Genomic DNA, 19,552 nt, shown 5'->3' with positions numbered 1-19,552 from the left:
CGCCAAGGCGCTAAGGCGCAAAGAAAAAAGCATTTGGATTCCTTGGCGAGCTTTGCGCCTTGGCGTGAGAATGCCTTGGGTTCACGCAACGTCCTGATAGAGCGCGGCTTGCAGTTCGTGAACGGCGTCCTCGAAACTGGCCTTGGTGCCGAATTGTTTGATGAGTTGAAAAGGCATGCCCATGGTGTCGAAGGGCCGGTTGCGGAGTATCTCGACATTATCGAGACCGTCGAGCATCCCTTCGTCCTGGTACTTGGCGAGCAGGGCGTCCAGCACGGCGCGGGCCTGCGGGCCGTATTGGGTGAACACGTCGCGTTTTTTGACATTGGCGGCGCGTTCACTGCGGGTCAGCGGTGGCTGGTCGAAGGCGATATGGCAGATCAAGTCGAAGGGATCGAGGTCCTTGCCGACTTCCTCCAACAAGGGGTCGAGCAATAAGCCTTCCTCGGCCAATTCCTCGATGATGGCCTCCTTGCGCTCGGCGGATTTCCAGCGGGCCAGGAATTGGTCCAGGCTGGTGTATTGCTGACGGATGGTGCGCCGGGAATAGTCCCGCAAGGATTCCGTGACCAGCTTGCCGTTCTCGTCCAGGTATTCCACCCGTTCGGTCAAGACCGTAACCGGCTGGCCCTTGATGTAATACTTGCCCGGCGCTTCCCCGACCTCCGGGGGCAGGTGAATGATGGGCGGTTCGCCGTCGATGACGGTTTCATCCTCGCCCGGTTCTGGCGGCAGCGGCTCGTCGTCGTCATCGGCGGGCGGCGGCACATCCTCGGGCGGCGTCACCGGGTCGTCCTCGCCCGGCTCGTAAATCTGCACCGGCTCGCCATCGAAAGCCGGATCGGCAAAGTGATTGGCCGCGCCCCGGAAATCCACCAAGGTGAAGTAGAACTTCCGGCTGTCCTCGTGGACGCGGGTGCCGCGCCCGACGATTTGCTTGAACTCGGTCATGGAGCCCACCGGGCGGTCCAGCACAATCAGGCGGCAGGTCTGGGCATCGACCCCGGTCGAGAGCAACCGCGACGTGGTGACGATGACCGGATACTTGGCTTCCGGGTCGATGAAGTTGCCGAGTTGCATTTGGCCTTCGGCATCATCGCCGGTAATCCGCATGACATAGCGGCTGTTCTGGCCCGCCAGGTCGGCGTTCTCGTTGACCAGTGCTTGCCGCATCCGGGCGGCGTGTTCGGTATCCACGCAGAACACGATGGTCTTCTGGAAGCGGTCGCCGCTCTGCTTCAAGTATTCCGAAACCCAATGCGCCACGCGCCGGGTGCGCTCGTCGATGACCAATACCCGGTCGAAATCCTTCTGGTTGTAGTGGCGGTCCTCGATCTCATAGCCGTTGAGGTCGGTCTCGCCGGGCGCGGGCCGGTAGCCCTCGACATCGACATCCAGATGCACCTTGACCACCTTGTACGGGGCCAGGAAGCCATCGTGGATGCCCTGCTTGAGCGAGTAGCTATACACGGGCGGGCCGAAGTAATGGCTGTTGGAAACGTACTCGGTTTCCTTCGGCGTGGCGGTGAGGCCGATCTGGGTGGCCCCGGAAAAGTGTTCGAGGATTTCCCGCCAAGCCGAATCCTCGGCGGCGCTGCCCCGGTGGCATTCGTCGATGACGATGAGGTCGAAGAAGCCGGGCGAAAGTTCGCGGAACAGCTTTTGGCGCTCCTCGGGGCCGGTGATGGCTTGGTACAGCGCCAGATAGATTTCGTAGGAGGTATCGATGCGCCGGTGTTTCTTGTCCACGGCGCTGGGCAGGCGGACCTCGACGCCATCCTCGCGTTCTATGGTCTTGGCGGCGGTGCTGAGCTTCGCCATGGCCGAACCGAACGGGCGGAAATCGTTGACCATGGTCTGATCGACCAACACGTTGCGGTCGGCCAGGAACAGGATGCGTTTCCTGGCCCCGGCTTTCCAGAGCCGCCAGATGATTTGGAAGGCGGTGTAGGTCTTGCCGGTGCCGGTCGCCATCACCAGCAGGATGCGGTCCTGACCCCTGGCGATGGCTTCGACGGTCTTGTTGATAGCGACGCGCTGGTAGTAGCGGGGTTCCTTGCCGCCGCTGTCCTCGTGATAGTCCTGGAGGAAAACCTGTTCCTGGGCCGGTTCCAGCCCTTTCCAAGCGCGGTAGCGTTCCCAAAGCTGGGCGGGGGAGGGGAACTGTTCGAGGCCGAGTTCGGTTTCAACCTCGGTGGCTAGCCCGGTGCGGTCGTGGAACACGAAGCCATCCCCGTTGGATGAGAACACGAAGGGGATGTCGAGGACTTCGGCATAGGCCAAAGCCTGCTGCATCCCATGGCCGACCGCGTGGCTGTTGTCCTTGGCCTCGATCAGGGCGATGGGCAGGTTGGGTTGGTGATAGAGGATGTAGTCGGCCCGTTTGGCCTTGCCGCGTGTGACCAGCTTGCCCCGGACGATAATCCGGCCCTTGGTGAAGGAGACTTCCTCCCGCACCTGGCTCTGAATGTCCCACCCCGCCCGGTCCAGCGCCGGGGTGATGAACTTGGTGCAAATATCGCGTTCGCTGAGGTTTTTCTTATTCATGCAGCACCACCACACGCTACAAGGCGGAAACAACTATATGTTGCGACCAGTCCTTCGATCCACACCACAACCCAGGCTGCGGCTTTGGCGGTCGCGCCAAGCGATTGTGTTTCGGGTGGGTTTCATGGCTAAGGGCGAATCCGTATCGCTAAGGACATGCCCACGAGCACGATGGAAGGCGAATCTCTGACTCGCTGCCAAGAGGCTATAGGCTGGATTTGCCCCTAGCGCTCACAAAGTTGGGCGCATATTGGGCGCAAAACCGCCGATAAAGAAAAAGGCTCGCTGACTAAATCAGCAAGCCTTTGATTCTTTGGGATTTGTTTGGTCGGGGTGAGAGGATTTGAACCTCCGACCACCTGCACCCCATACAGGTGCGCTACCAGGCTGCGCTACACCCCGAAGGCCCGCCATATTACACGATTTTCGCCGGAAGGCAAAGCCAAGAGTGCGCCGACGGCCTTGCGCGAAGACATCCGCCTGTGGTTGGACACGGGGGCGGCGAAGGGCGCGTTGCCGACGTACAAGACCGTATCGAGGTCCGGCGCTACGCGCTCAGCGCCCGGCTGGACCGGCAATCCGAGTAGAGGCGATGACCATCGCGGCGCGACATGAATCAAGAAATCTCACCCGCCGCGGTGCGATAATCGCCGGTCCCTCCTCTTGCCGAGTCCGCGCCCCATGCTGTTCGACGCCCTGGTTATCAATGCCAATCCGCTCCTCAACCTCGTCCATCCGGGTCCGTATACGCCGGGAGCGGTCAACCGCGTGGCCGCGCTGGCTATGGTCGCCGAGGGCAAGGGCGTGAACGTGGCCCGCGTCCTGGCCCGGCATGGGCACCGGGTGGCCTTGACCGGCTTCGCGGGCGGCCATAGCGGGGCTTGGCTGCGCGAACTGGTCCGGGCCGAGGGCGTACACGACGCCTTTGTCGAAACCCTGGCCCCGCTCCGGGTGGGTTTCATGGCTTCCGATCCCCAGGACGAACATCCGACCACGGTGTTTCCGGGTGGCTTCGAGGTGACGCAGGCCGAGTGCCAAGCCTTGTTGAACCGGGTGGAAAGCTGGCTGGACTCGGTACGCCTGGTGATCGCCAGCGGCTCGGTGCCGGCTCCGGTGGCGGATGGCTTGTACGCCGATTTGCTGGCGTTGTGCGAGCGCCGGGGCGTGCGTTGCTGGTTGGATGCCTACGGTCCCGCGATGGGCCGGGCGCTGGCCGGTCCTGTGGCTCCCGGCCTGTCCAAGCCCAACCGGCAGGAATGGGCGCAAAGCCCCGGCTGGGAGCGCGTCGAAGAACTGCACATCACCGACGGTGCCGCCGCCATCGAAATCGTCGAATCCGGGCGGGCGCGTTGGCGGGTGTGGCCGCCCGCCCTGCGGCAGGTCAATCCGGTCGGGTCCGGGGATTGCTATCTGGCCGGTTTGGCCCATGGCTGGCTGGCGGGGTTGTCCTGGGAAGCACGCTTGCGCTACGCCGTGGCGGCGGGCGCGGCCAACGCCCTGCGCCCGGACGTGGCGATGATCGCGCCGGAGGAAATCCCGCCGCTGCTGGATGGGGTGCGCTTGGAACGGCTTTGAGCCGGTCTCCCGACCCCCTGACCCAAGCGTTTAAACCGGCCTTCCCGCCTAGCCCGGAATCTGGGCCACAGGCCAAGCCCCCCGGCCCGCGTCTGCGTCACCTCTCCCCGTTTCGATATGGGTTCACACCCAGGCGGGTGGACAGGTACTCATGCCCACCCTGTTGGGGCCATCCCGGTGGGTATGGCATACGTGCCCATCCTGCAAATAACGCGAAAATGCGCCAATTCCTCGGCCCGCAATAAATCCACCGCTGCGGCCACCCGCAAGCCGCCGCTGGCCGGCCCAAAGACCGTCAGGCCGTGCCCGCCCTACTTCGCCGCCCGGCCTGGGCGTTATGATGTGCGCGAATTCACACACCCGCCCCCTCAACCCAGAGGAAGAATAAGAAATGCCCGATTACCGACTCGATCCGGTCAATCAAAAGCTGTCGCGGGACGGCCAGGATATTCCCCTGAGCCTCAAGGCCTTCGCCATGCTGCGCTATCTCATCGAACACCGCCGCCGCTTGGTCACCAAGGAAGCGCTGTTCGAGGCGGTCTGGCCCAATGTGCTGATCACCGAAGACGGCATCCGCCATTACATCCTTGAACTGCGCAAAGCCTTCGACGATCCGCCCAAATCGCCCCGTTTCATCGAGACCGTGCATGGCCTGGGCTACCGCTTCATCGGCGAGGTGGCGCTGGCCGTGCCGCCGCCCTTGCCGCCGATGCTGGCCGAACCCGCCGCCATCCCGGCCCCGACCCCGTTCAAAACCCCAGCCTCCGGCCCTTTGACCGGGCGGGAGCGGGAACTCGGGGAACTCCGCGCCTGGCTGGCCCAGGCCATGGGCGGCGAGCGCAAATTCGGCTTCGTCTCCGGCGGGCCGGGCCTGGGAAAGACCGCCTTGGTCTCGGCCTTCCTGGAAAGCCTGGACGGGCGTCCCGATATCCGCGTGGCGCGGGGGCAATGCTCGGAATTGCTCGGCACCCTGGAACCCTTCATGCCGATCCAAGAAGCCATCGAGGAACTCTGCGGCGGGCAGGAAAGCGGACCCTGGGCGGAACGGCTGCGCAGCTACGCGCCGGGCTGGTGTTCGCTGCTGCCCTGCGCCGCCACCTGCCAACTCGGCGGCGACGGCGCGGCCCGCCCCACCCGCGAACGATTGGTGCGGGAACTGGCCCAATTCCTGGAAAGCGCCAGCGGCGACCGGACCTTGGTGCTGTGGTTCGAGGATTTGCACTGGGCCGACGCTTCCACCCTCAACCTGCTGGCCTATCTGGCTTTGCGGCGGCAGGCGGCGCGGCTCCTCGTGCTGGGCACCCAGCAGCCGGTGGAAACGCAGGGCGACGGCCATCCCCTCCGGCGGCTGCGCGACGAGCTACGCAAGCGCGGCCATTACACCGAACTAGCGCTCCCGCCCTTGCAACCGGCGGCGGTGGCGGACTACCTGGAAACCCGCTGCCCCGGCCTGCCCGCCGGGTTCGGGGCGTTCGTCCAGCGCCACGCCGGAGGCCATCCCCTGCTCATGGTCCGCCTGGTGGAACACGCGCTGGCGCGGGATTGGCTGGTGCGGGAGGACGGGGGCTGGCGGCTGGCGGTCGATCTGGACGGGATGGAACCTGCGGTGCCCGACAGCTTGCTGGAATGGGTCGAACAGCAATTGGAACGACTGGACGCAGCGGACCAGGGCTTGCTCGAAACCGCCAGCGTCGCGGGCCGGAGCTTCTCGGCGGCAAGCGTGGCGGCGGCTTTGGACCAGGATATCGAGTCCATCGAAGCCCGTTGCCAAGCCCTGGCCAGGCGCAGGCAGTTCATCGAGCGCCAAGGCGTGGACGAATGGCCGGACGGCACCGTGGCCGCGCAATATGGCTTCGTCCACGCGCTCCACCACCGGGCGCTGCATGAACGGGTCACGCCTTCGCGGCGGGCCAAGCTCCGCAAACGCATGGGCGAGCGGATGGCCCTGGCCTATGGCGGGGACGATCCCGGCAAAGCGGGGGCGGGAAACGGCGGAACCCTCGGCCAACAACAAGAATAACGGCGGCGCTCCCACGCCAACCCCAATTAGGAGAACCACCATGCTCCGCATCCCCATCAACGAGCAAGGCTCGGGCTTGTTTTTCCAACTCATCCGCCATTTCGTCCGCTCGCCGTCCGGTCCCAGGGCCATCGCCCTATTCGGCTTGCTCATCGCCCTGTTGTTCGGGCTGAACGGACTCAACATCCTCAACAGCTATGTGGGGCGCGATTTCATGTCCGCCCTGGCCGGGCGCGATGTACCGGCCTATCTGCGGCAGGCGGTCATCTATACCGCCGTGTTCGCCTGCCTGACCGTGGTCGCGGTGTTCCTGCGCTATGCCGAGGAACGGCTGGGGCTCCTGTGGCGAGAATGGATGACCCGGCAATTCCTGGATTTGTATCTGCGCTATCCCAGCTACTACCGGATGAACGACAGCCTCATCAAAAGCACCGGCATGGAACACGCCGACCAGCGCATCGCCGAGGATGTCCGGGTCTTCACCACCACCACGCTGTCCTTCGCGCTGATGCTGCTGAACGGGACGTTCACCGCGCTGGCGTTCTCGGGGGTGCTGTGGTCGATCAGCCCGCGTTTGTTCCTGGTCGCGGTGGTCTACGCGGCGTTCGGTTCCTACCTCACTTTCCGCCTGGGCCATCGCTTGATCGACCTGAATTACACCCAGTTGGACAAGGAAGCCAGTTTCCGCTCCGGCCTGTTGCATGTGGGGGAACGCGCCGAATCCATCGCCCTCTTGAACCGGGAGGAACGCATGTCGCGGCGGCTGCACCGGCAATTCGACGCGGTGGTGGAGAATTTCCACCAGATCATCCTGGTGAACCGCCGCCTGGGTTTCTTCACCACCGGCTACAACTATCTGGTACAGGTGATCCCGATCCTGCTGGTCGCGCCCTTGTTCATCGACGGGCAGGCCGAGTTCGGCGTCATCACCCAATCGGCGGCGGCCTTCGTGATGTTGATCGGGGCGTTCTCGCTCATCATCACCCAGTTCCAATCGTTGTCCTCGTTCGCCGCCGTGATCGAGCGGCTCATCAACCTGTGGTACGCCATCGAACTGACCCAGACCGAAACCGTATGCGGCATGGATTTCGGCGAGGACGACGACCGCATCGGCTACGAACACCTGACCCTGCGCTCGCCCATCGACCATACCGTCCTGGTGGACGATCTCACGCTATCGATCCCGCACGGGACGCGGGTGCTGGTGGCGGGGGCCGATGGCACGGCCAAGGACGCGCTGTTCAAAGCCACGGCGGGTATCCTCGACACCGGCACCGGGCGTTTGATCCGGCCCCGTGCCGGGCGCATCCAGTTCTTGCCGGAACGGCCCTACCTGCCGCCTGGTAGCCTGCGCGAAGCCTTGAACCCGGACGCGCCGGGGATCGCCATCACCGACACGGCCTTGTTGGAAACCTTGCACGCCTTGGGACTGGAGCCGGTGCTGGCCCGCGTCGGTGGCCTGGAGGCCGAGCAGGATTGGGACGCCGCGCTGTCGGTCGATGAACAACAACTCATGTCCTTCGCCCGCGTGCTATTGGCCCAACCGCGCTTCGTGCTGATCGAGAATCCCGGCAACGACCTCGACCCCGACAAAGCCGGGGAATTGCTGCGGATGTTGACCGGGCGCGGCACCACTTACCTGACTTTCGGTCGCCATGGACAGCGCGACGGCGACGAACCCATCGAGCGCTACGACGCCGTGCTGGAATTAAAACCCCAGGGCCGCTGGTCCTGGAAGGACAATGGGCGCCGGTTACTGGGTCCGGGGGACAGGCCGTTGACGCCCCAAGCGCCGCCGCCATGAAGACATCGGGCAGGCCGGGATACCGGCCCACGCCGGTGGTTTCAGTGCTGGGTTTTTTTCTTCTTCAGGAGGGCGTCGTAGGCCGCCTGGTCTTCCTCGTACATTTCTTTCGAGGCTTCGCAATCCAGTTCGGCATCGTCCTCCTGCTCGCGTAAACAGGCATCGTAATCGCTCTTCGACTCTTCCAAATCATTGCTCGCCTCGTCGAGGTCGGGATCGACATTGGCCGTCCCGTGACCATGGGCGGCGGTCTTGTCCGGGGCTGTTTGGCAAGCGGCCAACCAGGCCGCGAGGGCGAGCGCTCCTAAAATGTTCCGCATCGATGATTTCTCCTCCTGAATAGTGGGAACCGGGTCCAAATCCGGCAAAAGCTTACACCAGGACTATCGGCGGGCAACGCGGAATTTGAGGCGGGTCCAGCCCGGAGCGGGGACCGCCCCCGCGCGTTGTTTCGGATCGGGAAGCAAGCCTGATTCCTGCGGTGGCCCCATCGCTGGCCGCGCCGCTTGAAACGAGATTCATTGTCAACTACAGTGCTGGGCAAAGTGTCCGTTCCATGACGGGGCGGACGGCTGGCAGCGGGTCGCCCGGACCACCGGGCGGCGACCCGCGCCAATCCAAGCTTCGGTATCACCACCAACATCGCCCGGAACCGGGCACGGGAACCAGCGGACATGCGCAATTATTTGACGGCGGTTTTCCTTTCCCTGGCCCTCGCGGCCCCGACCGCCCTGGGCATGGTGTATTACAGCAAGGAGGAAGCCTTCGAGCTGGCGTTCGGCAAGGAGGCCGAAATCGAAGCGCAGCCGGTGTTCCTGAGCGAAGAACAAGCGGCGGAGGTCGAGAAGACCGCCCAAGCCAAACTGGACGGCCATTTGTTCACCTTCTACGTGGGCAAGAAAGGCGGGCAAATCCTGGGTTACGCCGCGCTAGAATCCCACACCGTGCGTACCCAGCCGGAAATGCTGCTGGTGGTGCTATCCCCCGGCGGCGAATTGGTCCGCGCCGAAATCCTGGCCTTCCACGAACCGCCCGAATACCAACCGCCGGCGCGGTGGTTCGAGCGGCTCTATAAGCGCCCCCTGCAAGAATTGAAGCTGAATCAAGGCGTCGATGGCATCAGCGGGGCGACCTTGAGTTCCCGCGCCGCCCTCGACAGTCTCCGCAAAGTCATGGCCATCCACAAAATCGCCTTGCGCGAAGAGGTTCGATAATGCGTTTTTTCGTCACCGGCGAACAGCGCCGCCAAACCCTGCTCAACACCATCGTGCTGATGTTCCTGGGCTATATCGCCCTGCTATGGATCAGCAACGGCATGATGTATTTCCATAAGATGGGCCTGGGCTACGATTCGGTGGTCGAGTATTACCTGGGTTCGGAGGAGAAATTCACCCAGCCCAAGAGTTATCAGAGCCTATTGGAAGTCACCCATTTCCATTTGTTCGCGATGGGGATGCTGGCGGTGACGCTGACCCACCTCCTGTTGTTCGCCAACCTGTCGATGGGGCTGAAAATCTGGCTGAGCGGGCTGACCTTCGCGTCCGCCCTGGCCGACGAACTGGCCGGTTGGCTGGTGCGCTTCGCCCATCCGGCTTTCGCCTATTTCAAGATCGGGGCGTTCCTGACCCTGGAAACCAGCCTCGGGGCCATCCTGGTGTGCGTGGGGGCGTCTTTGCTGGCGCAGCGCGGGCAGTTCAAGCAGAAGGCCGAGGAAACGCAGGCGCAAGCGCCGGTGGGCGTGCCCGCGGGCGAGCGGATGATGCGCGGTTAAGGCGGTTCCGGTCGGAGCGCGGAGTCCAACGCCAGCTTTGGACGCCAAGGATTACCCGTAGACCCAAACCGACTGCCCAGGCTCAGCGCCAAAGTTCCAGCGACTTCTCCCGATAGCCTTCCGGCACCTTGGGCGCGGCGGCGACGGTCTCGCCATCGACCCGGTTCAAACGCATCGCCAGCGGATGCTTGCCGTCCAGGTCGCGCAGTTCGATGGGCACCCCCGCCAAACCCGCCAAGCCGCCCATCGGCAAGTCCATCCCCAACTGGCTGGTCAAGCCTTGCGCCTTCTCGGCCAGCTTCTGGGTGAAACCGATCAAGGCCCGCAAGGTTTCCGCGTCCTCCCGCCCCAGCTTCAGCGCGGCCGGGTCGGCGAGGCAGAATTCCAAAGCCTTGGCCCCGCCCTTGACCACGTTCATTTCCTGGCAGTTCACCCCCGCGAATTGCTTGCCCACCCCGGTTTTCAGCAAGCGGGTCGAGGCGGCGGCTTTGCGGGTGGCGTCGAATTGGTCCAGCGACACCCCGCCCAGCATTTGTTCCCATTTCTCGCGCTGCTTGGGGGACAACTTCCGCAGTTGCTCGCCGATGCCGCGCAACACCGGCTGCAAATCCTCGGCCTGCTGGGCGATGCGCCCGACCCGTTCGTCGGTAATGGGGGTATAGCGCTGTTTCTTGTGGTCGATCAGGACCAGGCGTTCGGCTTCGCGTTCGTATAACACGTCCAGGTTGCCATCGCCGCCCGCCCCTTTCACCAAGACGGTCCCGGCCTTGATGATGACCGGCTGTAGGACGCTATGCTTACCTTGTTCCACCCGATATTCGATGACGGTGTCGGCCCCCGCCGGGGCGGTCCAGAGTGGCAGGAGGGCGGCGAATAGCGCGGTGGTGAAATAACGGGACGACATGGCGGACTCCATTAGTAGGGATGGGCGCGGGTTGGCGCTCCGGCGCATCGGGCAGGGACGCGGCGTTTTGGCGGCGGGGCATGGCAGCCGGGCGGGCGGCGGGAGTAAGCTGTTCTACACTCGGCACCGTCGAACCGGACCATGCGCAAGCCTGGTCCGGTTCCCCCGGATGGATTGGTTCCACTCATTATAGGTTCGACTCGTGGCAGGGCATACTCACGTTCACGCGCATGGCGGGCAAACCCGGTTCCGGCTGGTGGTTTCGCTGTTGCTTACCCTTGGTTTCGTAGTGTTCGAGGCGCTGGCGGGCTGGTATGCCCATAGCCTGGCCTTGCTTACCGACGCCGCCCACAATATCACCGACGTGGCCGCGCTGGCCCTGGCTTGGTACGCGCACCGGCTGGCCGAGCAACCGGCCCATGCCGGCAAGACCTTCGGCTACCACCGCGTCGGCATCCTCGCCGCCTTGGTCAATTCCAGCACCTTGGTGTTGATCGCGGCCTTCATCTTTTTCGAGGCTTACCAGCGCTTCTTGAATCCGGTCCCGGTGGCGTCCGACGTGCTGATGACGGTCGGGACCGCAGCTTTCGTGGTGAACCTGGTCACGGCTTGGCTGGTCAGCCACGGGGCCGAACACGATTTGAACCTGCGCAGCGCCTTCCTGCATTTGCTGGGCGATGTGTTTTCGACCTTGGGGGCGATCCTGGCCGGGGTGGGCATTTGGCTGACCGGGCTGGATTGGCTCGATCCCCTGGCCAGCGTGTTGATCGGCGGGTTGATCCTGTGGAACGCTTGGCTGATCCTGCGCGAGACCGTGGCGATCCTGTTGGAAAGCACGCCTGCCGATGTCGAGATGAGCACCATGGTGCGCGATCTGATGCAGATCGAGGGAGTGCGCGGTGTGCATGATTTGCATGTGTGGAGCTTGTCGCAAAGCCTCAAGGTGTTGTCGGCCCATATCGTGGTGGACGATATGACGGTCAGCCAAGCGGCCTTGATCCAGCGCCAGATCGGCGACGCCCTCCACGAGAATTACGGCATCGGCCATTGCACCTTGCAATTGGAATGCGAGGGCTGCGACCCGGACGCGCTCTACTGCGATATCAGTCTCGGCAGCCCTCGCCGGGCGGGACACGGGGGACAGGGCCTCGCCAGCGCTTGCCAGCACCACCACTGACCGGCGTGGCGCACGTGCCTTCGTCATATTCAAAAGGGAGGATGTGCCTCAAAAAAAGGTACACCCAAACAATGCGATTCGGTGCGATGGGATGCAATGAGGTGAAATAAAAAAGCCCTGAGAATCAGGGCTTTAGATGAAAAATGCGACGGGGTGACACGGGGTGAAATGCGCTCAGATTCTTTTCATCTGCAAATTGAAAGCCTTGATTTGCGCGGCTTACAATGGCCTTTTGAGAAAATGGGTACACCCTTAGGTACACCCTGATTGTGCGCTTGGGGCTGTTGGGGCTTCCGTGGCGCGGCCCCAGGAAGCCAAGGCTCATCAATAGCAGCAAACAGGGGGAACCATGCGAATTACCTGCCCGGATTGCCGTAAGCCCACCACCATCACCCACCGTGTCCCGTTGACGGACTCCATCGCCGACCTTTATTGCACCTGCAAGCACTGCGGTGCCCGGTCGGTCTTCAATCTCGCCTTCAAGCAATACGTCGAACCCGGACAGGCCAGCGCCGCTAGCATCGCGGCGGCATTGCTTGGCCTGTTGCCGGAAGAGGAGCGGCGCAAGCTGTTCCAGGACAATCCCGGCCTTCTGTGTCTCCCTTAATGCCGTGGTCCGCGCCGCCGCCGGATGGCGGCGTTCGGCCCTTTTCACCCCCTACAGCGCACCTCCCCCCGCGCCTGCGGGCTTTGCCGAATCCCCGGCCCGCCGCCATCGGGATTCCGCCACAAGCCCCGCGCCGCAAGGCTTTTCCGGCGTGGGGCACTGCCAAAAACTGTCATCCACTGCCATCTTCTGCCATTCCCGCCAAGCGGGTTTTTGGGCTGCATCCCTTGGGAATCAAGGGATTTCCAGCTTTTCGGGTTGCCGGATTTTGCCAATGGATGGCGGTGCGGGGATGGATGGGCGCGGCCCGGCTGGGCTTCCGGCGGTGCCGGAACGGGCCGGATCGGTCGATGCGGTGGGGTTCCAGGGCCGGGAGGGCGATGGGCGGCGGGATCGTGCGCCCTGGTGCGTGCGGTGGGATGGCGGCGACCGCCAAGGATGGCCAAGCGCCGCCTTGGTGCCAGCGATGGCCGGGACCGGCTGGCAACAACCGGCCCCGGATTTCAGCGGGATGGGATTATCCGAAAGCCTTCGTCTTTGAGTATTGCGCCGACGAAGCGGGGGCGGATGGGGCGTGGGCCTTTCCACCTTGAGGTGATGCCCCGCCGGGAAACTGGCCGAATTGGATGTTATGGTGCCCAAGCTTGGCCAATCCGCTGCGGATAGCGCCGACCTTGGATTCTTCGGTGAAAATGCTGGCTTCAATACCAATATTCTTCGTGATATTCAATAAGTGCGCTAGCTTTTGATTGAATAACGGATTGGTATTGAAGGATTCGGCTGAAATATCGTCCTCGACTTTCAGCGCTAGCCATGTAGCCATGATATTGATTCCTCTATGGTCGTTTGGTGAAACCGCCGCGCCTTGATATGGCGCGGCGTTCTGGGGTTATCCGTCCTTTCTGGTGAAAAGGACGAAAGGCTTGGAGAATCGGAAGGTGGGTTTGTTCATCAAAGCCGCCGTCAATTCGCTGTATTCGTTAAGCCGTGGTTGGTCCAATTTTTTGGCGATGTGCTTTTCAAGGTATTTCATCGCGCAAAACAGGCCGGGTTTTGCCGGGGAATCATTGCTATAAGATATTTCAAGATTCCGCTTGTCGGGGTGGGCTTGATATTTCCAGATTTGAAGCCGGATCGCCATTTCTAGCTTATATCCGATTTCATCCAAAATGGTTTGGAATTCGGCATCCGCGTAAACCTCGATGGCTTTGTTCCATGTCTCCTTTGCCGTTAATGATGCTCCGTTGGCCTTGGGCTTGATTAGCTCGGCCTCGGCCAGCAATTCCGCCGCGAATCCCCGGTACTGCTGGCCCAAGGTGGCGGCGGTCGTCTGGGCAAGCGCCAATTCTTGGACTTGGCCTTTGTTCAAGGAACCGTCCCGGATGCCGGCATGGATGGCTTCGGCGTGGCGGGTGGCATCCGCTTCCGCTTCGTCCGCCAGGGCGTTCTGCGCGGCGGCTTTGTCGGTGAGGTCTTGATATTGGCCCCGGACTTTCTCGAATTGCGCGGCGGCGGTTTCGAGGTCCGCCAGGGCGGCTTGGACGGTGGGGTTGGGGTGGTTCATGTGCGTAAGTCCTTCATTTGACAGGGGGTTGGGGCATTCCGCCGGGGCGGGGGTGCCAGGGGGCACCGGATGGGCCGGTGCCATCGCCGCCCGGTTTTTGGGGCCGGGGCGGGGAAATTTTCCGGGAAGGCGTTTTTTCCGGTGGGACAGGTGGGACAGGTGGGACAAACCCCGGAAACCCGCGCCGTTGCTGGATTCTTGGGGCTGGGGAAATGTCCCACCCACTCTTTCTTTAGGTGGGACGGGTGGGACAAACAGGCCGGGAAGCCCGGTTCCATTTGTCCCACCGTGTCCCACCCTCTTTTGCTTGGGTGGGACAAACCCCCATTCCTGGAACCCATTGATTCCATTGGGTTCTTGGTGGTTTGTCCCACCTGTCCCACCCGTCCCACCGCTTTTTTGGCCTGGGTGGAATAGGGTCATGGCGATTCCCACATCTTCGGGGTGAACACATAACAGCGGGTCGGCTTGCCGAAACCCGGAAGCCTCGGTTTTTGCTGGGTTTTTCCTTGGCTGTCGGGTTCGATCCAGCCGTGGGCCTTCAACACCTGCGCGGCCCGCTCGGGGTCGAGTCCGGCGCAGATTTCGCGCTTGAAGGCTTCGGGCAGCACGTAGAAGGCATAGCCCTGGTTCCGGTCCCGGCGCTTGAAGCCCACCCGGCCCGCGACGGCCCGGCTTTCGAGGTCCGCGCCGTTCTCCACGCGCTCGGCGGCGTCCCAGTCGGAAAAGCGGCTTTCGCCGTTGGCCTCGAAAAAGGCCCGGACCTGGGACAGGATCGCGGAAACCTCGTGGTCGCCCGCGCCGCCCCTCTGGTTCAGCCAGCCCGCGAAGCATTGCTTGACGGCCCCGGTGCATTCGTCGGCGTCCCAGCCGGTCAGGCCGAATTCGCCCGCCAGTTCCAGGGCGGTCGCCACCAAGCCAAACCGCTTCGCCACCCGGTCCACCTGCCCGCTCGCGCCCTTGGGCACGGCGTCGGCAACGAAGCGGGCGGTGGTGGCCTTGATGCGGTCGGGAAGGCTGTCTTGAACCTGGATAAGCCGTTCGATGAAGGCCACGCCCACCGCGCCGTGGTATTGGGCGGTGGCCTCCCGGATCGCGACGGACAGCGCCGCGCCGCTCGGGTAGCCGTTGAGGGTGTCGAATACGCCGAACCCGGTGAACGGGGCGGCGGGGATGTCGGCCAGCCGGTTTTCCTGCCCGGCCTTGATGGTCTTTCCGGCGGCGGCCATGTGTTCGGCCAGGGAGACTTCGCCGGTCGAGAGGAACAGCAGCCGCCAAGTCGAGGTTTTCCGCAGGGCGATGTTTTCCGTCATCCTGAGCTTGGGCTGGCCGTTCGCCAGCATGTAGGCGATGGCCCCGGCTTCCTTGCCGTCCACCTGCCCCATTTCGTCGAGGATCAACAGGGAATCGTTGCGGGAGGTCGCCGTGCCTTCCATGGCGTTGCCGGTGGCCCGCCATTCCTTGCGGAAGGAATCCTGTCCGGTGGGCGGGCCGTAGATCGAAGCCGCCAGCCACAGCAGGGTGGACTTGCCGGAACTGGAATCGCCGCGCAGGTGCGCCCCGCCGGATTCTTCCCCTTGGGCGAACCTGAGCAGGGGCGCGGCGAAGGCCATGCCCACCGCGAACAGGGCGCGGGAGTTCCCGGCGCAGAGGGGGGCGACGTGCGCCCGCCAGTCGGCGGCGGTGCCTTTCTGGCGGAAGTCGCCCATCCCGGCCCCGCCGCCCTGGTACAGCACGCGCTCGCCCGCGTTGTCGCCGATGGTCTGGCCGGTCATCACGTAGGCTTGGCCGTGCCAGCCGGTGCTATCGGTCGAACGGACCTTGACGCCGGGGGCGCATTCCTTGACGTAGCGGATCAACAGGTTCCGTGACTTGGAACCGATGCCGGTGATCAAGCCCCGGTCAGCCAGGATCGCGCACACGGCGGACGGCTCGCCTTCGAGCATGGACATGGGGATGGTCCAGGCGTGGGGGTGGCCGTCGCGGTCCTGCCATTCGAGCAAGCGGCCCCACCCGGTTTGGTCCTTGCTCCGGGTTTCGGCGGTGACATGCAGGGGGCTGGAAACGAAGATTTTCGATTCGTCGCCGGGGTTGGCGCTCTCGGCTTCGCCGCCTTCCGCCGTGGACTCGGGGATGTACCAGAGCGCCCTGGCGGTGAGCTTGTAGCCATTCGGGAGGGCGGTCGGCGGCGGCTTGGGAGCGCTGGCCGTGGGGGCGGTGGCCGGTTCCGGGGTTTCCGGGGGTTCGCCGCGCAGGGCTTGGGCGATTTGCCGCCGGACTTCCTCCAAGCCCGCCAGCGCGGCCAGATCGTTGAAGTCGGTGGGCGGCTGGCCGTGCCGTTCCTGGTGCGCCGCCACTTGCTCGGGCGTGAACTTGGGCAGGGCCAGGGCCGCGGCATTTTCCCGCGCCGCCCGTTCGGCGTATTCCTGGCCGTTGCCCAGGTCGCCCAGGATCAAGAGCCGCGCCGCCGGGCAGCGCTCGTGCATGGCCTTTGCGACCTTGGGCAGGTTCGAGGCGGACAGCGCCGCTACGCCGTGGTCGCCGGTCGCTTCCTGCCCGGTGATCGTGGTCGCCATGCCTTCCCCGATGGCGAGGGTTGAACCGGCCCCGTCGCCTTCGGGCAAGGCTTGGGCCGGCCAGTAGCCGCCGGACTTCGGCCCGCCGGCCAGCGCCGACTTGCGCCCGGCCTCGTCGATGAATTCGACCGTGGGCCGTTGGTCGCCCTTTTCCACGAAGGCCAGCAACACCCGGCCCGCCAGGGGTTCGCCGTCGCTCTTGGGGGTGTAGCCGGTGATTTCCGCCAGCCGTTCCGCCGTGGCCTCGAACAGGTTCGGGGTCGGTTGGATGCCCTTGCGGATCAGGTAGGGATGGTCGGTCCCGGCGGGCTTCGCTTCGATCTTGAGGGCGTGGGCGGTGGTTTCGGCCACCCGTGCCTTCCGCGCCGCTTTGTCGGCTTCCTTCTTCTCACGCTCGGCCCGCTTGCGTTCGCGTTCCAGGCGCTCGGCTTCGGTTTCCTGGTGCGCTTCGCCGTCCGGTTTCCATCCGGCATCCAAGGCCATGCGCCATAGGGTGGCGATGGTGGTTTTGCCGCTGGCCTGGATGGATTTCCAGGTGTCGCGGAAGTCGGCGGCGCTGTAGCTCGCGCCCGGTTCGCTCCACGCTTGGGCGATGTCCCGGCCATCCTCGCCCAGGGCGCTCTTGATGGCGGTCAGCGTCCGCGCCCAGGTTGCGCGGTCCAGGTCGGGGGACAGGTGGGACAGCGCGGCCCGGACGTTCTCGCGGGTGGGGGGGATTTCCCCTTTCCGCGCCGCCTTCCTTGCGTGCGTGGATGTGATACCATCACCACCACGGCCAGTTTCGCCTATTGGCTGTTTTTGCTGAATCGCCCCGGTCTTCCTCGACTCCGGGGCTTTTTTTTGCGTGTTCGGGGCGCTCATGGTCCGCCCCCTTCGATCATATCCAGCCAGCTGCAAATCGCGGATTGCAGGGTCTTGTAGGCGATGGCCAATTCGGCATGTAGGGCGGTTCCCTCGCGGCATTTGTTCCGCGCCCACTTGATGATGTTCGCGGCTTCCGTCAAGGCGTGGATTTCGTCCCGATTCAACGCGCCGGGCGGGAGCGGCCTTTTCGTGGGCAGTCTGGTGACTTTAGCCATGTCCGCCCCCCTGCTCCCGCACGCTGTCGAACAGGGCGTCTATCAGGGTTTCGGCCTTCTCGATTTCCTCGGCGATGACGCTGGCCGCTTCCTGGATATGGTCGGGTTGGAGTTGGGTATAGCCGCTGGCCTTGGCCGCTTCGCCCGCGTCGGCGAGTAGCCGGGAAAGCGACTTGGCGCGGCCCAACGAAACGGCGATGAAATCCACATAGGTCGGGGTGGTTTTGCCAAAGGTGATTTTGGCGAATTGGATTAGGAGGTTTTCCGGGACGTGGATCGCGTTGATGGGGTTCGGTTTCATGCCCGTTCCTCCCTCGATGACAGCGCCGGGTGGACGGGACGGGGGAAGGCTTCGGGCGCAACTTGGGCGCGGGTGGGCTTAGGGGACATGACGGACTCCAGTGGTGGATGAAGAGCCGTCTCGACCGCTTGTCACGGCGGTTGGGAGACGGACGGTATGCGGGGTGACAAACCGGCCCACTGGAAACCGGCCACGCTTGCGCGTGCCCGCACACCGCCCGTCGTCACTCGGTAGGCGTAACTCGGGCGTAAAAAAAGCCCGAGACGCAAGATTGGTGGGCTGTGCGTCAGTGGATTCCGGGTTGTCACACCCGGCCCCCAGTGCGCTGGGGGTACGGAAAAAAGGATAGGTCCGACTGCGCGGGGTGGTCAAGCGGATCATGCGGCTTGGCCTTCGGCCCGGCTTTCCAGCCATGCCCGGACTTTCGCCACGTCCCAGGCCGTGATGTTCTCGGACAGCTTGACGGGGGCCGGGAAGGTTTTCCGCTTGACCATCCGCCACAGTGTGGCCTGGGAAAACGGCAGGATGCCGGGTATCAATTGGGCAATGCGGACATAGCCGGTCGCCGGGAGTTGGGCGGGCTGGGTCCGTGGTTCGGCTTTGGGCCGGGTGGCGGTGCGTGGCATGGTGTGTGTTCCCCTGTGCGTTGGTGCGATGGGGAGACACGATAGGCGGAGGAATTAGCCGGGTGGGTTATTGAAGCTTAATGACTGCTATTGATCCTTATCGATACCGCTTTTGGACCTGAGCCGGTAGAAGCGTTGCTTCAAGTTCAGCTTCGTGATGCGCTCGGACTCTCCCATGGTGATGTGCGTTTCCTTCCCTGGTACGCCACGCTTGCCCCCGACGACATTTACCCCGTACTCGGCTGGCGGGTTATCGCATAGGTAGCCCCAAAACTTGGCCCAAGTGGGATAGGCTCCATGCTCGGCTTGGTAGCGCTTGACCATGGCAAGGATCATTTCGCGCCATTCGTCGCTTCGTTGCGGTGGCTTGAAGGGCAATGCCTTGGAATTAGCGACTTGGGGGGTGCTAAATATCATGGGGGAGGGTGTTTTATCTTCCTCAAGCCATTTTTTGAGCAAGCAAGCCTCTTGCAAGGTTTGCCATGCGCCTTTTTTTATCAGCCATTCTCGAAAGTCGTCGCGGTGGATTAAGTAGGTGGGAAGCTGGATATGTGCTTTGGGCTTTCCTTGCTTCCGCGCAATCTCTGCGAGTGGATTCAATCCGGGCGTTCCCAGAGTGGAAAAGGGCCAATGATGATCGTAGAAATCTATGGGTTTTGCCGGTAATTCCCCAGTATTGATCGCCGATTTTATTAAGCCCGAAAACATGATGAAGTTTTTTCTCAAGTTTTCATATTGGCTTTTGTCGTCTTCCTTTATGCCCAGATATGGATAGCGTAGCAAGGCGATAAAATAAGGGGAAAGTTCCTCAACGTCTTTGATCCATCCGCGTTTCGCCCATTCCCATACGGGAACCTTATTCTTCGGTATATCCAAGAGAAACAGAAGATCGTCGAACATGAAGCCCCCTTTCCGGGCTGGCCTTTCAGGAGGGAAGTCGCGCCGGACGGGTGAAAGGGTGCCCGTGGTTCGCCCGGCCAGGGCTAGGCGCGGTGGTTTTA

The 19,552-nt window shown here is 63.2% G+C and carries 17 protein-coding genes and 1 tRNA gene; 7 read left to right on the top strand and 11 right to left on the bottom strand.

All coding sequences use genetic code 11. The features are described from left to right. Positions 1–81: 81 nt before the first annotated feature. Positions 82–2,547, bottom strand: a complete 2,466-nt coding sequence (gene hsdR, locus B9N93_RS16925; RefSeq protein WP_085215422.1) for an EcoAI/FtnUII family type I restriction enzme subunit R — start codon at positions 2,545–2,547, stop codon at positions 82–84. A gap of 325 nt (positions 2,548–2,872) precedes the next feature. After that, a tRNA-Pro gene (locus B9N93_RS16920) sits at positions 2,873–2,949 on the bottom strand. Positions 2,950–3,228: 279 nt separating this feature from the next. Between B9N93_RS16920 and B9N93_RS16915 the strand changes: the two genes are divergently transcribed. The 3 genes from B9N93_RS16915 to B9N93_RS16905 all read left to right on the top strand — a co-directional run bounded on the left by B9N93_RS16915 (position 3,229) and on the right by B9N93_RS16905 (position 7,946). Then, on the top strand, positions 3,229–4,122 hold the full coding sequence (locus tag B9N93_RS16915) for a 1-phosphofructokinase family hexose kinase (RefSeq protein ID WP_085215421.1): 894 nt from the start codon (positions 3,229–3,231) through the stop codon (positions 4,120–4,122). A gap of 391 nt (positions 4,123–4,513) precedes the next feature. Next, positions 4,514–6,142, top strand: coding sequence for an AAA family ATPase (locus B9N93_RS16910; protein WP_085215420.1), 1,629 nt, complete (start codon positions 4,514–4,516; stop codon positions 6,140–6,142). Positions 6,143–6,182: 40 nt separating this feature from the next. Next, positions 6,183–7,946, top strand: coding sequence for an ABC transporter ATP-binding protein/permease (locus B9N93_RS16905; RefSeq protein WP_085215419.1), 1,764 nt, complete (start codon positions 6,183–6,185; stop codon positions 7,944–7,946). Positions 7,947–7,987: 41 nt separating this feature from the next. Here the strand turns inward: B9N93_RS16905 and B9N93_RS16900 are convergent, their stop codons facing one another. Continuing rightward, on the bottom strand, positions 7,988–8,266 hold the full coding sequence (locus tag B9N93_RS16900) for a hypothetical protein (RefSeq protein ID WP_085215418.1): 279 nt from the start codon (positions 8,264–8,266) through the stop codon (positions 7,988–7,990). A gap of 354 nt (positions 8,267–8,620) precedes the next feature. Here B9N93_RS16900 and B9N93_RS16895 point away from each other — a divergent pair, with 354 nt between their 5' ends. Then, complete coding sequence (locus B9N93_RS16895; protein WP_085215417.1) at positions 8,621–9,160, top strand: FMN-binding protein; 540 nt, start codon at positions 8,621–8,623, stop codon at positions 9,158–9,160. Then, positions 9,160–9,717, top strand: coding sequence for a hypothetical protein (locus B9N93_RS16890; protein WP_085215416.1), 558 nt, complete (start codon positions 9,160–9,162; stop codon positions 9,715–9,717). Before B9N93_RS16895 ends, B9N93_RS16890 begins: the two co-directional genes overlap by 1 nt. Positions 9,718–9,799: 82 nt before the next feature. Here B9N93_RS16890 and B9N93_RS16885 read toward each other — a convergent pair whose 3' ends face one another. Then, positions 9,800–10,621, bottom strand: coding sequence for a hypothetical protein (locus B9N93_RS16885; RefSeq protein WP_085215415.1), 822 nt, complete (start codon positions 10,619–10,621; stop codon positions 9,800–9,802). A gap of 202 nt (positions 10,622–10,823) precedes the next feature. On the opposite strand from B9N93_RS16885, the gene B9N93_RS16880 reads away from it, so the two are divergent. Both B9N93_RS16880 and B9N93_RS16875 read left to right on the top strand, forming a co-directional pair. After that, a complete protein-coding gene (locus B9N93_RS16880; protein ID WP_085215414.1) occupies positions 10,824–11,798 on the top strand; it encodes a cation diffusion facilitator family transporter in 975 nt (324 codons plus the stop codon). A gap of 349 nt (positions 11,799–12,147) precedes the next feature. After that, a complete protein-coding gene (locus tag B9N93_RS16875; RefSeq protein WP_085215413.1) occupies positions 12,148–12,405 on the top strand; it encodes an ogr/Delta-like zinc finger family protein in 258 nt (85 codons plus the stop codon). Between the two features lie 517 nt (positions 12,406–12,922). Here B9N93_RS16875 and B9N93_RS24880 read toward each other — a convergent pair. From B9N93_RS24880 to B9N93_RS16845, 7 genes are all read right to left on the bottom strand, one after another. Next, the gene (locus B9N93_RS24880) at positions 12,923–13,228 is read right to left on the bottom strand and encodes a hypothetical protein (RefSeq protein ID WP_125469037.1); all 306 of its coding nucleotides are present in this window, start codon (positions 13,226–13,228) and stop codon (positions 12,923–12,925) included. 66 nt (positions 13,229–13,294) lie between these two features. Continuing rightward, on the bottom strand, positions 13,295–13,969 hold the full coding sequence (locus B9N93_RS16865; RefSeq protein ID WP_085215411.1) for a hypothetical protein: 675 nt from the start codon (positions 13,967–13,969) through the stop codon (positions 13,295–13,297). 419 nt (positions 13,970–14,388) lie between these two features. Then, complete coding sequence (locus B9N93_RS16860) at positions 14,389–17,406, bottom strand: DUF927 domain-containing protein (protein WP_176225300.1); 3,018 nt, start codon at positions 17,404–17,406, stop codon at positions 14,389–14,391. Further along, positions 17,403–17,624, bottom strand: a complete 222-nt coding sequence (locus tag B9N93_RS25615; RefSeq protein WP_176225299.1) for a hypothetical protein — start codon at positions 17,622–17,624, stop codon at positions 17,403–17,405. Before B9N93_RS25615 ends, B9N93_RS16860 begins: the two co-directional genes overlap by 4 nt. After that, positions 17,617–17,925, bottom strand: a complete 309-nt coding sequence (locus B9N93_RS16855; RefSeq protein WP_085215409.1) for a hypothetical protein — start codon at positions 17,923–17,925, stop codon at positions 17,617–17,619. The genes B9N93_RS25615 and B9N93_RS16855 overlap by 8 nt, the downstream gene beginning before the upstream one ends. A 377-nt stretch (positions 17,926–18,302) precedes the next feature. Then, positions 18,303–18,551 (bottom strand): helix-turn-helix transcriptional regulator, encoded by a 249-nt coding sequence (locus B9N93_RS16850; RefSeq protein WP_085215408.1) that lies wholly within the window; start codon positions 18,549–18,551, stop codon positions 18,303–18,305. A gap of 87 nt (positions 18,552–18,638) precedes the next feature. After that, entirely contained in the window at positions 18,639–19,451 is an 813-nt protein-coding gene (locus B9N93_RS16845; RefSeq protein WP_085215407.1) for a hypothetical protein, read from the bottom strand. Between the last annotated feature and the right edge of the window lie 101 nt (positions 19,452–19,552).

The sequence above is a fragment of the Methylomagnum ishizawai genome (assembly GCF_900155475.1).
Classification (GTDB): Bacteria; Pseudomonadota; Gammaproteobacteria; order Methylococcales; family Methylococcaceae; genus Methylomagnum; species Methylomagnum ishizawai_A.
Note: the sequence above shows the minus strand (reverse complement) of the source record. Positions and strands in the feature narration are given on the sequence as shown.

What these genes read in the sequence shown, in the direction of transcription:
- B9N93_RS16915 (WP_085215421.1), top strand. Translation starts at nt 3,229, where the DNA reads ATGCTGTTCGACGCCCTGGTTATCAATGCCAATCCGCTCCTCAACCTC.
- B9N93_RS16910 (WP_085215420.1), top strand. Translation starts at nt 4,514, where the DNA reads ATGCCCGATTACCGACTCGATCCGGTCAATCAAAAGCTGTCGCGGGAC.
- B9N93_RS16900 (WP_085215418.1), bottom strand. Translation starts at nt 8,266, where the DNA reads ATGCGGAACATTTTAGGAGCGCTCGCCCTCGCGGCCTGGTTGGCCGCT.
- hsdR (WP_085215422.1), bottom strand. Translation starts at nt 2,547, where the DNA reads ATGAATAAGAAAAACCTCAGCGAACGCGATATTTGCACCAAGTTCATC.
- B9N93_RS24880 (WP_125469037.1), bottom strand. Translation starts at nt 13,228, where the DNA reads ATGGCTACATGGCTAGCGCTGAAAGTCGAGGACGATATTTCAGCCGAA.
- B9N93_RS16890 (WP_085215416.1), top strand. Translation starts at nt 9,160, where the DNA reads ATGCGTTTTTTCGTCACCGGCGAACAGCGCCGCCAAACCCTGCTCAAC.
- B9N93_RS16855 (WP_085215409.1), bottom strand. Translation starts at nt 17,925, where the DNA reads ATGAAACCGAACCCCATCAACGCGATCCACGTCCCGGAAAACCTCCTA.
- B9N93_RS16850 (WP_085215408.1), bottom strand. Translation starts at nt 18,551, where the DNA reads ATGCCACGCACCGCCACCCGGCCCAAAGCCGAACCACGGACCCAGCCC.
- B9N93_RS16895 (WP_085215417.1), top strand. Translation starts at nt 8,621, where the DNA reads ATGCGCAATTATTTGACGGCGGTTTTCCTTTCCCTGGCCCTCGCGGCC.
- B9N93_RS16885 (WP_085215415.1), bottom strand. Translation starts at nt 10,621, where the DNA reads ATGTCGTCCCGTTATTTCACCACCGCGCTATTCGCCGCCCTCCTGCCA.
- B9N93_RS16845 (WP_085215407.1), bottom strand. Translation starts at nt 19,451, where the DNA reads ATGTTCGACGATCTTCTGTTTCTCTTGGATATACCGAAGAATAAGGTT.
- B9N93_RS16865 (WP_085215411.1), bottom strand. Translation starts at nt 13,969, where the DNA reads ATGAACCACCCCAACCCCACCGTCCAAGCCGCCCTGGCGGACCTCGAA.
- B9N93_RS16860 (WP_176225300.1), bottom strand. Translation starts at nt 17,406, where the DNA reads ATGAGCGCCCCGAACACGCAAAAAAAAGCCCCGGAGTCGAGGAAGACC.
- B9N93_RS16875 (WP_085215413.1), top strand. Translation starts at nt 12,148, where the DNA reads ATGCGAATTACCTGCCCGGATTGCCGTAAGCCCACCACCATCACCCAC.
- B9N93_RS25615 (WP_176225299.1), bottom strand. Translation starts at nt 17,624, where the DNA reads ATGGCTAAAGTCACCAGACTGCCCACGAAAAGGCCGCTCCCGCCCGGC.
- B9N93_RS16905 (WP_085215419.1), top strand. Translation starts at nt 6,183, where the DNA reads ATGCTCCGCATCCCCATCAACGAGCAAGGCTCGGGCTTGTTTTTCCAA.